Genomic DNA, 12160 nt, shown 5'->3' on the forward strand with positions numbered 1-12160 from the left:
ACCCGCCCGCACCGCTGGCATCCGACGACCGCTTCTCGCCGCAGGAGGTGAGCCGATGAAATACCTACCCCCGAAAGAGGCTGGGAGGGGGGCCTCATTTCCAGTCCCCATCCCTTGCCCCTCCCCCGGAGGGGGGTGTTGCCCCCACCCCTTGCCCCTCTCACGCTGGGGGAGGGGTGTCAGACTCCTCCCCCCAGCGGGGGGAGGCTGGGAGGGGGGCCTCATTTCCAGCCCCCATCCCTTGCCCCTCCCCCGCTTTGAGGGACGGACAGAACACTTGGTTGAGTACAACTGTTGATCGCTATGCAATACCTCAACGCTCGATTCTCCGCTCCCCTCTCCCGCGCCAGTGGGAGAGGGGCTGGGGGTGAGGGCCAGCAGCCCGCGCAGCGGGCTTCGTAAGCCTAGCCCGGCCCTTCAGGGCCGGGTACCGGACAGATGTTCTGTCCGTCCTTGAACCCGCTGGGGGAGGGGAGGCTGTTTACTCTCCCTGCAATAGAAGACACTACGGCGCCAGCGTCAGCAAGAGCGGTTCAAACCGCCCCTGCTTCCAGCGGCCAATAGCATCAACGTAGCCAAAGCGAGCGGCGCCGCTGGCCTGCAAGCGTTCGAGCAGGGCTTGATCACGCTCGCCATAGAGGAGTTTGACTTGGCGCGCCGTCGTAGCCGGCACCCCGCCGGGGCCGATCTCTTCGACGAGCAGGCTCGCGCCGGTAGCAACAATCAGCGCTGCCCGCAGCCGCACCACTTGCCCTTCATAGCGGGTATCGCTCAGCAAGTCCGCCAGAGCAACCGTTTCCGGCGTAAACGGTTGCAGGCGCGGCGAAACCAGCGCGTGCAGCCATACCCCTCCCGGCCCATATTGGCCGGCAGGCTGCCAATCTCCCTGCGCGATGACCATCCCGTATTGCACATTACCGGCTGTACTCAACCCCAAATTGGCGGGTATATCAACTTCACCGAGCCACACTTGCTGTTCAGGAGGTTCCAAGGGGACCGGGGGATCGGTGCTGGCACTGAGACTGCTGACTAACCGCGCCCCTTGTTGGTCACGGTACAAGAAGGCGACCATCTGTTGCGGGCCGCGCGCTGCGGTTAAGGCTAAGTCGGCAGGTAACGGCAACCGGAGCGCCGCCCCACATGCGCTCAACCACAACAACCACAAGGAGATGAAGAATGCGAACAAACGTTTGCTCATCACGCCTCTCATTGTACCACAACTGGCGTTCACCGCGCTCAAATCCTCTCATGACAGCCCTCAGACAGGCTCATGATAGGTTTTGACAGTTGTTTTCAACCATCTTTGACGGCGATCGTGGTATCGTAGAAAGCGGAGATTGAAGATATTCTGAGATAAGGAGGAGTCCTCGCATGGGGACCAAGAACTCTCGCCTACAAGGTTTCTACCAACTCAATCCGTTCGAGCGACTTCAGATGGTCAAATCTTTCGACGGACTGGTTGATGAAGATTTGCGCGCGCTGCACGGCGGCAGCGGCGGCGCTTTGACGATTGAGCGCGCCGATAAAATGATTGAGAATGTAGTTGGCACGTACAACCTGCCGCTGGGCATTGCCACCAACTTCCGCATTAATGGGCGCGATTACTTGATCCCGATGGTGGTGGAAGAGCCATCAATCGTGGCTGGCGCGAGCTATGCCGCCCGCATGGTGCGTGATGGCGGCGGGTTTGAGACCAGCAGCACCGAACCGTTGATGATCGGACAGGTGCAGTTGGTGCATGTCGCCGACCCCGATCAGGCGCGCCAGACGATCCTTGCCCGCAAGGAAGAGATTTTGGCGCTCGCCAATGCTCAGAGCCGTTCGCTAGTGACGCTCGGCGGCGGCGCGCGTGATGTTGAGGTGCGCTTCTTCCCCACCAGCCCGATGGGGCCGATGCTGGTGGTGCATCTAATTGTCGATTGCCGCGACGCGATGGGAGCCAACGCGGTCAACACTATGGCCGAAGCGGTGGCACCGCTGCTGGCCGAGATGACTGGCGGCAAGGTCTATCTGCGCATCCTCTCGAATCTGACCGACCGCCGGCTGGCCCGCGCCCGCTGCGTGGTGCCGGCAGCCTCGCTGGCCCGCGATGGCCTCAGCGGCGAAGAGGTGGTGGAGGGCATTCTCTGGGCCTACGCCTTTGCCGCAGTTGACCCCTACCGGGCCGCGACGCACAACAAAGGCATTATGAACGGCATTGACCCGGTGCTGGTCGCAACCGGCAACGACTGGCGCGCCGTCGAAGCGGGTGCGCATGCCTACGCCAGCCGCAACGGTCACTATACCTCACTCTCGCACTGGGAGCGCGATGAGCATGGCAATCTGGTAGGCACCCTCGAAATGCCGCTCTCGGTCGGGATTGTCGGCGGCGCCACCAAAGTGCATCCGACTGCACAGGCGGCGCTCAAGCTGCTCGGCGTGCGCAGCGCCAACGAACTGGCCGAGGTCTGCGTGGCTGCCGGCTTGGCCAACAACCTCGCTGCGATGCGCGCACTGGCATGTGAAGGCATCCAGCAGGGCCACATGGGTCTGCACGCCCGCCAGATTGCGATGGCTGCTGGCGCTTCCGGCACGCTGGTCGATGAAGTCGCCCGCCGGATGGTGGCCGAACGCAATATCAAGCTGGCTCGTGCCGAAGAGATTATTGCCGAACTCGAAGGCCGGACTGTCGCCGGCGACCCCGCCAAGAACTAACACCTAAACTTCCGGCGGCCTGTCTCAACGACGAACAGGCCGCCGCTAGCGTTGCCTACCCGCGAACGATACTTCGCGTTGGAGCGAGGGTTTTTGTCTTCCAAACAAGGAGTGGAGCTGTTTGGCAGCCGCCTGCTGCCGATCTGCGGTTCGTCGCTGTGCGACGAGCATCGTTTGGTGCGCTTTGCGCCAAGAGAGCGGAGCATCATCTATGATGAAACCTCAGCAACCCGTTGGCATCATCGGCTATGGTGTGTACATCCCGCGCTACCGGATCGCGGCCCGCGAGATTGCCCGCATCTGGACCGATGGCCAAAACGGGGTGCCGGTGGAGGCCAAGAGCGTCCCCGGCCCCGATGAAGACACGATCACGATGTCAATCGAAGCGGCGCGCAATGCGCTGGCCCGCGCCGCCATTCCTGCCGCCGATCTCGGCGCAGTCTGGGTCGGCAGCGAAAGTCACCCTTACAGCGTCAAACCATCGGGCACGGTCGTGGCCGAAGCGCTCGGCGCCGGCCCGTGGGTCAGCGCCGCCGACTGGGAGTTCGCCTGCAAGGCTGGCTCGGAAGCGTTAACGGCGGCGATGGCGTTGGTCGGTAGCGGGATGCAGCGCTATGCGCTGGCGATCGGCGCCGATACGGCGCAAGGCCGGCCCGGCGACGCGCTGGAATATACCGCCTCCGCCGGCGCGGCAGCGTTGATCGTTGGCCCCGCCGAGCAGGCGTTAGCCACGATTGACGCGACCCTCTCGTATGTCACCGATACGCCTGACTTCTACCGCCGCGCCGACCGGCCTTATCCGGTGCATGGCAATCGCTTCACCGGCGAGCCGGCCTATTTCCACCAGATCCAATCGGCGGCGAGCGAATTGTTGCGCCAACTGAATCGCACTGCTGCCGACTTTACCTACGCTGTCTTCCACCAACCCAATGCCAAATTCCCACAAGCGGTCGCCAAGCGGCTCGGCTTTACCGACGCTCAAATCGCGCCGGGATTGCTCAGCCCGCAGATCGGCAACACCTATTCGGGGGCGGCGCTGGTTGGGCTATGCGCCATTCTCGACGTGGCGAAACCGGGTGACACCATCTTCGTGACCAGCTACGGCAGCGGGGCCGGTTCTGACGCCTACGCCCTCACCGTCACCGACGCGATCCTTGAGCGGCGCGAGCGCGCGCCCTTGACCGCGGCCTACCTCAAGCGCGCCGTGATGATCGATTACGCGATCTATGCCAAGTGGCGCGGAAAGTTGGTGATGGGGTGAAGGGAGCGCATGCAGTTCTGCCCCTATCCCCTCTCGCCAAACGTTCTCTCGTCACGTAGAGCAAGGACACGCACCAAGAGGATCGAACCCCTTCACTTCCTCAAACGCACCCAAGAGGAATGAAGGTCATCGCTACGATGAAGGAGTCGTTATGACCAACGTCTATATTGCCGGCATGGGCGCGACCGCCATCGGCGAGCATTACGGGCGTGATCTGGCCGATCTGGCCAGTGAAGCGGCGCGGCTGGCGCTGGCCAGCGCGCCGGGGATTGCGCCGCATCAGATCGGCGCGCTCTATGTGGGTAGCGCCTACAGCGAAGAATTGTACGGGCAAGGCCAGCTTGGCGCATATCTGGCCAACGTGCTCGGCTTATCGCCAGCGATTCCAGCCCTCCGTATCGAAGCTGCCGGCGCTAGCAGCGCGTTGGCGCTCTACCAAGCGGTGCAAGCGGTGCAAAACGGTTTGCCGCTGGCCTTGGTGATTGGGGTCGAAAAGGTCACTGATCACCTCGAAGACGCGATCGAGGCCGCGCAAGCAATGGCCGCCGACAGCAACGAGGAAGCGTTGCACGGCGTCACCCTTACTGCGCAGTGGGCAATGCTGATGCGGCGCTATCTGCACGAGTACGGCTACACCGCGGACGCTTTCGCGCCGTTCCCGATCAATGCCCATGCCAACGGGGCGAAAAATCCGCTCGCGCTCTACCGGTTTGCGATTGACGCCAACAAGTATCGCAAAGCGGCGATGGTGGCCTCGCCGCTCAACCTGCTCGATTGCAGCACGCTGGCCGACGGCGCTGCCGCCCTCCTCATCGCTGGCGAGCAGTTGGCCCGCGAACTTGACGGCCCGCGCATCCGCATCGCCGGGTCGGCGGTTGCCACCGACACCCCAGCGTTGCACCGCCGGCGCAACCCGCTCGAACTCAGCGCCGCCCGTGCCAGTGCCCACATCGCGCTAGGCCGCGCCCACCTCGGCGTCGGCGATGTGCATGTCTGGGAGCTGACCGACCCGCACGGCATTGCCGCAACCTTGGCGCTGGAAGCGATTGGCTGTTACGAACCCGGCACGGCCCCGCGCCACGCTGCCGAAGGCGCGATCACACCCACCGGCAAAACACCGATTGCTACCGCCGGCGGCTACAAAGCGCGCGGCGATGTGGGTGGGGCTAGCGGCATCTACCAAGTGATTGAGATCGCCCGCCAACTCAGCGGTACGGCAGGGGCTACCCAAGTCGCCCATGCCCGCATCGGCTTGGCCCAATCGCTTGGCGGGATCGGCGCCACCGCGGTGAGCCATGTTCTGATTCGCGAATCGTAAGCGAAACCCCTTTACGCAGGTAGTTGCGTGCGGTACAATAAGGCTGTTTTCCGCCTTCTTGTAACCACAAAGGAGCATTCCTGTGATTCAGGAAATGATCAACGGCAGTATTGCAGTCCTTACTAAACCGTCCGCACAAACGTTCGAGCAGCACGAGCGCGATAATCTGGTGTGGGCCTTGATCTACGCAGTCATTGCCAGTGTGATCAATGGCATCCTTACCGCCATCACATGGCCTTTGCGCGTGGGGCAAATCCGCGCACAGCTAGAGGCGCAAAACGTGCCCCCCGACCTGATCGAGACGACGCTCGCCCAGCAGGGTAATATCATCAACCTTGTCCTCGGCGGCATTTTTAACACCATTATCGGCTCGCTGATTATTTGGGGGATCATCTATCTGCTTGGCCGCGCCTTTGGCGGCACCGGCAGCTTCGGCGAGCTCGCGTGGGGGATTTCGCTCTTCTCGTCACCGTTGTCAGTAGCACAGACCATTGCCGGCGCCATCCCCTTCATTGGCGGGGTCATTTCGCTGGCACTATCATTGTACGGTGTCTACTTGGTCTATCTGGCCATTCAGTCAGGCATGAATCTGCCAGCGCAGAAGGCGCTCTACGTTGCCATCATTCTGGCCGTCATCGCCATTATCTTTGTCTGCGTGACGGCAGGACTCATAGCGGCTGTCAGTCTTGCCCTTGGTGGAGGTTTTGCACCATGAACATTGCTCGACACTGGCGGGAACGCACCACCCGCTACCGGCTGGAGGGGCAGCGCCATCGCCGCACCGGCGAGGTGCGCTTCCCGGCCCAGCCGCCAACCCTCGATGAAGACCCGAACGATTGGGAACCGTACCAGCTCAGCGGGCGCGGCGAGATCTATAGCTTCAGCGTGATCCGCCAAGCGCCGTCGGGGTACGAAAGTCTCGGTCTCTACCCGGTAGCGCTGGTGCGGTTGGAGGAGGGACCACTCGTCACGGCCCAATTGACCGATTGCGATGAGGCTGATCTCGCGATCGGCATGCCGGTCGAGATGGTCACTCGCCGGTTGATGGATACCGGTGAAGATGGGGTGTTGGTGTACGGGTACAAGTTCCGGCCTTGCGTGCAGTGACCGTAACGTCGCACGGCGGTGCAGTATCACCGCCGTGCGGTTCTTTAACTCATTACGGCCCGACCACTGCCGGATAGCCGGCGGCCTTCCATGCCCGCATGCCGCCGGCAACGTTGACCGCTTCAAATCCGTGCGAACGGAGCAGATCACACGCTGCCGCACTGCGATTGCCTGACCGGCAGATGCAGACAATCGGCTTATCGGTGGGCAATTCGTTCAACCGCTGCTCAAGTTCTTGCAGCGGGATGAGGGTTGCCTGCGCGACGCGCCCGTCTTGGACAAATTCCTGTGGCGTGCGCACATCCAGCAAGAAGAAATTCTCATTCTGATCGAGCATGGTCTTCAGCCGGGCCACGTTGATTTCTGCCGGCAGCTTGGCGGTTGTCGCCGGCGCGGTGGTCGTCGTGGTGGCCGGCCCGCAAGCGGCCAGCATTACGAACACCAAGAGGAATGCACTGATAAAGAAGCGTCGCATGGATTTGCCTTTCAAATCACAGGGCGGCGTAGCGCAGTGATTCCACTATGGAGTGCGGCAGTTTTACTGCCGCACAGCGCTATCCACCTTCTTCACACCGCTTATTATTAAAAGCGCGTTCCCCTGCGGACGCAGGGGACGCGACCCCAACCCATTTGCTATTCTATGTCAATCCCGGCACCCCAACGCCAGCATTGCAGCATGGGTCGTCATGTGAATGTGATCGTGGCCGATCTTATCGAGCAACTCCGACTGCTTGAGCCGATCCATGACCGGCCCCTTAATATCGGCCAGATGGAACTCGACCCCAGCGTCGCGCAGCTCGTCGATCAGGTGATCGAGGGTATGCAAGGCGCTCGAGTCGATGAAGTTGATGGCTGAACCGATCAGCACGAGATGCTTCACTTCGGGCCGTTCCGCCACAATCCGCAGCAATGCCTGCTCGAGGTAGCGGGTATTCGCGAAGTAGAGACTCTCGTCAACCCGCACCGCTACCACATGCGGCCACGTCTTCACCTGATGACGCTCGACGTTGCGGTAGACTTCGCTATCCCCCAACCGGCCCACAATCGCGATATGCGGGCGGCTGGTGCGCCAGAGGTACAATACCAGCGCCGAGGCTACGCCGGCGAAGATGCCGGTCTCGATGCCAAGCACGAGCACGGCGACGAAGGTGATGAGCCACGTGAAGGCATCGCCGCGGTTGGTGCGCCAGATCCGCTGCGGCTCACGCAGATCGACCAACCCGATCACCGCAACGATCACAGTCGCGGCCAATACCGCCTGCGGCAAGTAGTAGAAGATCGGGGTGAAGAAGAGCAAGATCAGGGCGATGCCGGCAGCGGTAATCAGCGACGCCAAACCGGTAATCGCGCCAGCCTGCGCATTGACCACCGAGCGGGCGAAACCGCCGGTCACCGGATAGCCACTGAAGAAGCTGGCCGCAATATTGGCCCCGCCTAGCGCGACCAATTCCTGATCGGGATCGATCGCTTGCCGGCGCTTGCTAGCCAGCGCCTTCGCCACCGCAATCGATTCAACCACGCTGACCAGCACGATGGTCAGCGCCGTCGGCAAGAGCGCCTGTGCATCGGCCATCGTCATCGCGGGCGTGCTCAGCGGCGACAAGCCGGGCGGAATCGCGCCAACCACCGCCACTTTCGCCGTCTGATCAAGCTGGAAACCTTGCGCGATCACAATCCCCAGAATCACCGCTAGCAGCGGCGCGCCGCTCACAATCAGGGTAACGGCGAGCGGTGGCAACCCGGCCCGCCGTAGCAGCGGGCGCAACCCCTGCCGGAAGAAGAGCAGCAGGGCAATGCTACCCAGACCGATCGCCAGCGTCACAAGATTGGTCTGGCCCAAGCCGGCAATCGCCTGCGCAATTGTATCGTGCAGGTGTTCGCCGCCAATCCGGTAGCCAAGAATATATTTCAACTGACCCACGGCAATAATCAACGCCGAGGCGCTGGTAAAAGCCGCCAATACCGGGTGCGAGATGAAATTAAGGATCACACCCAGCCGCAGCACGCCGAGCAGCAGCTTGATCACGCCAACCATAAAGGCCAGCAAGAGCACCAATTGAATATAGCGTTCACTGCCCGGCGTCGCCAGCGAACTGACCCCGCTAAAGACCAGCAGTGAGGTAATGGCTACTGGCCCTACCGACAATTGCCCAGAGGTGCCTAGGAGCGCATAGACGATCAACGGCGCTACCGAGGCGTAGAGGCCGATCTGCGGGGGCAGACCGGCCAACTGCGCGTAGGCCATGCTCTGGGGAATGAGCATGATAGCGGTGACAATGCCTGCCACTACGTCGCTGGGCAAATGCTCCCGCTGGTAGCGGCGCAGCCAGTTCAGAAACGGCAGATAACGGTAGAGCGTCGCCAGCAAAGCGGCTTGAATACCGGGCTGGCGAGCAGAAACGGGCGCCATAGTGTCCCCCTAGGCCTGCATACCAACGCGCTCGAAGAAATCACCCGCGCAAAACTCAAAGGTCTCCATCGCATCACTATCATAGCCGGCGGCGCGGAGTTCGGCCTCGGCCTGCTCGCGCGTCCACCCTTGATGCATAATCCGGTAGAGCATCCAGATTAGACCGACGCGGGTCGCACTACGGCAGTGGAACACGAGCTTACCGGTTTCCGGGTCTTCGACAATGCGGGCAAACTCGGCCAGATGCTCCGGTTCAAGCTCGTAGGCCGGCCACGGCGCATGAATGTAGCGCAAACCGGCGGCACGGGCATTGGCAGCCTGCACTGCGGCCCGCTCAGGATCACTGCGGATATTCAAAACGGTCTTGTAACCCGCTTCGGCAAAACGTTGCCAATCTTCCGGCTGCGGCTGCGCTGCGAGCAAGACCTGCTCGGTGACAGCATAGCTGCGCAGCGGTGCGACCTCAGTCTGGTGTTGTAAGGCATTGCAAGAGGTCTGGTTCTGCATACGTGTATCCCTCATCAGAACACAGCGGCGCTATGCCGTCCGGGCATAGCGCCGCTATGCCCTGCTAGTCGCTGTCCCCTTACCGTTGGCGATTCATAGGGTAGCCGGCCCGTTGCCATGCCACCATCCCGCCAACCACGTTGGTCACATTAGTGAAGCCATGGCGCTGGAGCATCTCGCAGGCCACTTGGCTGCGGTTGCCCGACCGGCAGATGCAGACGATCGGCTGATCCTTGGGCAATTCATTCATCCGCATCGCCAGCATCGGCAACGGCAATAGCCGCGCCCCGGCCACGTGGCCGTCGTATGCGAACTCTTCGGGCTGGCGGACATCAACCAGCACCATCGGCGTGTGAGCGTCCAACTGAGCTTTCAATTCTTGCACGGTCATCGTGCCAATGTGATTAGCTTGGGTTTCACGCGGATTGCGAAATAATTGACGAAACATTGTCTCATTATCCTTTCACAAGAAATGACGGCGCGTTCCTCGGTAGGTGAGTGATCGCGCCGTCGCCGATCAGCTTTCCAAAACTATGCCTGCGTTGGCTCTGCTTTTAAATGAACAGCGTCACTTTCGCGCGGGCGGCATCGCCAAGGAAGGTCGCCACACCGCCGGTCTCCAACCCTTCAACCAGCTCTTCGTCTTTGATGCCGAGCAGCTCACGCGACATATCGCAGACGACCATGCGCACACCCAGCTCGCGAGCCATTCCGAACAGCTCTTCCGGCGACGCGACATCGTGCTTCTTCATCAGGCCACGGATGATCTGCGCGCCAGCGCCGAAGAAGTTCATCTGCGACAGACCCAGCTCGCCCAGCTTGCCCGGCAGCATCGCGGTGAAACCCTGCTCGAGCAGGTTCTTGCCGCTGAAGACCTTTTGCTTCTTGACCGCGCCGATGCCCCAGAAGGTGAAGAACATGCTCACTTCGAGACCCATCGAGGCGGCGCCGGTGGCGATGATGAACGCGGCAATTGCCTTGTCAAGATCGCCGGAGAAGACGACCATTGCCAGCCGATCTTCGATCCCCTGCGCCGGCGACTGCTCAAGCGCGGCGACGCGCTGCTCAAGTTCGGCGATCCGGGCCAGCAGGGCCTGCGTATCAACGGCTTCCGTCATCGGTGTTGTCATTCCTTTTCCTTCCTTCACGTATGTATTTCACCTGCCGGAGCAACCGTTTTGGGTTAGGCCGTGCGGCGCAGGTAGTGAACGTACAGCTCCTGCCCGTTCTCTTGCACCGTCTCTTGGGCGACCAGCTCGACATTCTTGGCCGTCTTGACCCAACCCTGAAAATCGGCGACCGAACCGCGGTCGGTCGAGATGACCTGCAACACCTGCCCCACCGGCAGCTCAGTGATCGCCTTGCGGCTCTTCACCAGCGGCATCGGGCACTTCGCGCCCTTTACGTCCAATGTCTGATCAAAATGCGGCATAGTAGTCTCCTCCTCTATTCACCGGCGGCAGGCGGATCACCTGCCGCCCCAACTATTCCTTATTGTACGATACTTAACCGGCCAATGCACAGATATTCTTGCCCAACTCCAACTCGTTCGCCTTGCCGTCGCACGGCTCGACCAACCCGATATTGACCCGCTTGATCTCGACGTACTCCGGCGGGAAGACCGGCAGGTGGCTGAGCACGTAGCTGGTGAACTCTTCCAGCGTGCGCGGCTTGAGGCTGTCATTCTGCGCCAGCACCTGCTTGTAGGGCGCAGCGAAGATGCCATTGCCGGCGTCCTCATCGAGGGTGCTGAAGTGAGCCGGCAGGATCATCGTGTCATCGGTCAGATAGCGCGGCAGCCACTCAAACATGCTGCGGTAGAGGATCGGCGTCCACGCCTCACCCTTGCCGCCGAGGTCAGGCCGGCCAAACGAGCGCAGGAAGATGCCGTCGCCGGTGAACAGATAGCGCCCGCCATCCGGCGTCTCGGCGAGGAAGTTGACTTGGCCGAGGGTGTGGCCCGGATACCAGATCGAAGTGACCCGCACCTGCCCGATCTGGAAGACCTGCCCATCGCGCAGCGGCTCGTAGGCGATCACTGCCGGCAGCATATCGATCGGGTGAATGGCATCGTAGGGATGGATGTAGTACGGCGCGCCGGTCTCCTTCGCCAACGCTGGGCCGCCACTGATGTGGTCAGCGTGAACGTGGGTGTCAAGAATAGCGGTCAACTTCGCGCCAGCGCCCTCGATCAGCTCGCGGTAAACGTTAATATGGCGGAGCGGATCAACCAACGCGGCCTGCCCATCACTGATAATCGCGAAGCTGAGGTCGCCGCGGGCGGGGCGGGCAATCTGCACAATCCGGCCCCAAGCAGCGCTAGCCACATCACGCACGTCGTAATAGTTGCCCCAACCAATCATGCCGTCGGTCAATGACACGGCGCGATAACCATGGTTATTGAGCACCTCAGCTACATACTGCGAGGCGCCACCCTTAGCGCAAATCACGACCACCTCTTCGACATCCTTCGGCAAGCGCGCCAGCGCCGCCTCTTCGTCCTCGATGAAGTCGAAGTAGGGCAGGTTGAGCGTGCGCAGGGTGGCATGGCCCTCGACCGGCATGCGCTTGAACTCATCTTCGTTGCGCACATCGAGGATAAAGAGCGGTTGCGCGCTCAGCAGGCGGGCATACAGTTCGCGGGGAGAAATCTCAGTGACAGTCGATTGATCTTGCGTGAAGGTCATTGCTCGTAAACCCTTTCATTCTTTGTGAACCGATACGCTTTTTTGGTTCACTGGTAGGATACCGCGCCAGCGTTAGAGCTGTACGAGGGTTTTGTAAGGGTTTGGTAAGGAAAAGCGCTTACCTTCAGCATCACCGTTAAGCCACACGGCGCACAATAGCAAACAGATCTTCATCG

The 12160-nt window shown here is 61.3% G+C and carries 13 protein-coding genes; 5 read left to right on the forward strand and 8 right to left on the reverse strand.

Annotated features, from left to right (window positions below; all coding sequences use genetic code 11):
• Positions 1–505: 505 nt before the first annotated feature.
• Positions 506–1198, reverse strand: coding sequence for a hypothetical protein (locus A6A03_RS03505; RefSeq protein ID WP_245668811.1), 693 nt, complete (start codon positions 1196–1198; stop codon positions 506–508).
• A 173-nt stretch (positions 1199–1371) separates the two neighbouring features.
• On the opposite strand from A6A03_RS03505, the gene A6A03_RS03510 reads away from it, so the two are divergent.
• From A6A03_RS03510 to A6A03_RS03530, 5 genes are all read left to right on the forward strand, one after another.
• Positions 1372–2694 (forward strand): hydroxymethylglutaryl-CoA reductase, degradative, encoded by a 1323-nt coding sequence (locus A6A03_RS03510; protein ID WP_066783598.1) that lies wholly within the window; start codon positions 1372–1374, stop codon positions 2692–2694.
• 211 nt (positions 2695–2905) lie between these two features.
• Positions 2906–3955 (forward strand): hydroxymethylglutaryl-CoA synthase, encoded by a 1050-nt coding sequence (locus tag A6A03_RS03515; protein WP_066783599.1) that lies wholly within the window; start codon positions 2906–2908, stop codon positions 3953–3955.
• 151 nt (positions 3956–4106) lie between these two features.
• Complete coding sequence (locus tag A6A03_RS03520; RefSeq protein ID WP_066783601.1) at positions 4107–5273, forward strand: thiolase C-terminal domain-containing protein; 1167 nt, start codon at positions 4107–4109, stop codon at positions 5271–5273.
• A gap of 82 nt (positions 5274–5355) precedes the next feature.
• A complete protein-coding gene (locus A6A03_RS03525; protein WP_066783603.1) occupies positions 5356–5988 on the forward strand; it encodes a Yip1 family protein in 633 nt (210 codons plus the stop codon).
• Entirely contained in the window at positions 5985–6380 is a 396-nt protein-coding gene (locus tag A6A03_RS03530; RefSeq protein ID WP_066783605.1) for a Zn-ribbon domain-containing OB-fold protein, read from the forward strand. Before A6A03_RS03525 ends, A6A03_RS03530 begins: the two co-directional genes overlap by 4 nt.
• Before the next feature lie 52 nt (positions 6381–6432).
• Here A6A03_RS03530 and A6A03_RS03535 read toward each other — a convergent pair whose 3' ends face one another.
• From A6A03_RS03535 to A6A03_RS03565, 7 genes are all read right to left on the reverse strand, one after another.
• Positions 6433–6855, reverse strand: a complete 423-nt coding sequence (locus A6A03_RS03535) for a rhodanese-like domain-containing protein (protein ID WP_066783607.1) — start codon at positions 6853–6855, stop codon at positions 6433–6435.
• Positions 6856–7023: 168 nt separating this feature from the next.
• On the reverse strand, positions 7024–8790 hold the full coding sequence (locus A6A03_RS03540) for a SulP family inorganic anion transporter (RefSeq protein ID WP_066783609.1): 1767 nt from the start codon (positions 8788–8790) through the stop codon (positions 7024–7026).
• Positions 8791–8799: 9 nt separating this feature from the next.
• Positions 8800–9297 carry a protein tyrosine phosphatase family protein gene (locus A6A03_RS03545; RefSeq protein WP_066783610.1) on the reverse strand — a complete coding sequence of 166 codons (498 nt, stop codon included), beginning with the start codon at positions 9295–9297 and terminating at the stop codon, positions 8800–8802.
• A 79-nt stretch (positions 9298–9376) separates the two neighbouring features.
• Positions 9377–9745 (reverse strand): rhodanese-like domain-containing protein, encoded by a 369-nt coding sequence (locus A6A03_RS03550; RefSeq protein ID WP_066783612.1) that lies wholly within the window; start codon positions 9743–9745, stop codon positions 9377–9379.
• A 106-nt stretch (positions 9746–9851) separates the two neighbouring features.
• On the reverse strand, positions 9852–10427 hold the full coding sequence (locus tag A6A03_RS03555) for a DsrE/DsrF/DrsH-like family protein (protein WP_066783614.1): 576 nt from the start codon (positions 10425–10427) through the stop codon (positions 9852–9854).
• A gap of 53 nt (positions 10428–10480) precedes the next feature.
• Complete coding sequence (locus A6A03_RS03560; RefSeq protein ID WP_066783616.1) at positions 10481–10729, reverse strand: sulfurtransferase TusA family protein; 249 nt, start codon at positions 10727–10729, stop codon at positions 10481–10483.
• A gap of 73 nt (positions 10730–10802) precedes the next feature.
• On the reverse strand, positions 10803–11984 hold the full coding sequence (locus tag A6A03_RS03565) for an MBL fold metallo-hydrolase (protein ID WP_066783618.1): 1182 nt from the start codon (positions 11982–11984) through the stop codon (positions 10803–10805).
• Positions 11985–12160: the final 176 nt, after the last annotated feature.

It is taken from the genome of Chloroflexus islandicus, assembly GCF_001650695.1.
GTDB lineage: Bacteria > Chloroflexota > Chloroflexia > Chloroflexales > Chloroflexaceae > Chloroflexus > Chloroflexus islandicus.

Bases quoted from the DNA above. Each gene is read 5' to 3' on its own strand.
- A6A03_RS03505 (WP_245668811.1), bottom strand. From the start codon at position 1,198: ATGAGCAAACGTTTGTTCGCATTCTTCATCTCCTTGTGGTTGTTGTGG.
- A6A03_RS03510 (WP_066783598.1), top strand. From the start codon at position 1,372: ATGGGGACCAAGAACTCTCGCCTACAAGGTTTCTACCAACTCAATCCG.
- A6A03_RS03515 (WP_066783599.1), top strand. From the start codon at position 2,906: ATGATGAAACCTCAGCAACCCGTTGGCATCATCGGCTATGGTGTGTAC.
- A6A03_RS03520 (WP_066783601.1), top strand. From the start codon at position 4,107: ATGACCAACGTCTATATTGCCGGCATGGGCGCGACCGCCATCGGCGAG.
- A6A03_RS03530 (WP_066783605.1), top strand. From the start codon at position 5,985: ATGAACATTGCTCGACACTGGCGGGAACGCACCACCCGCTACCGGCTG.
- A6A03_RS03535 (WP_066783607.1), bottom strand. From the start codon at position 6,855: ATGCGACGCTTCTTTATCAGTGCATTCCTCTTGGTGTTCGTAATGCTG.
- A6A03_RS03540 (WP_066783609.1), bottom strand. From the start codon at position 8,790: ATGGCGCCCGTTTCTGCTCGCCAGCCCGGTATTCAAGCCGCTTTGCTG.
- A6A03_RS03545 (WP_066783610.1), bottom strand. From the start codon at position 9,297: ATGCAGAACCAGACCTCTTGCAATGCCTTACAACACCAGACTGAGGTC.
- A6A03_RS03550 (WP_066783612.1), bottom strand. From the start codon at position 9,745: ATGTTTCGTCAATTATTTCGCAATCCGCGTGAAACCCAAGCTAATCAC.
- A6A03_RS03555 (WP_066783614.1), bottom strand. From the start codon at position 10,427: ATGACAACACCGATGACGGAAGCCGTTGATACGCAGGCCCTGCTGGCC.
- A6A03_RS03560 (WP_066783616.1), bottom strand. From the start codon at position 10,729: ATGCCGCATTTTGATCAGACATTGGACGTAAAGGGCGCGAAGTGCCCG.
- A6A03_RS03565 (WP_066783618.1), bottom strand. From the start codon at position 11,984: ATGACCTTCACGCAAGATCAATCGACTGTCACTGAGATTTCTCCCCGC.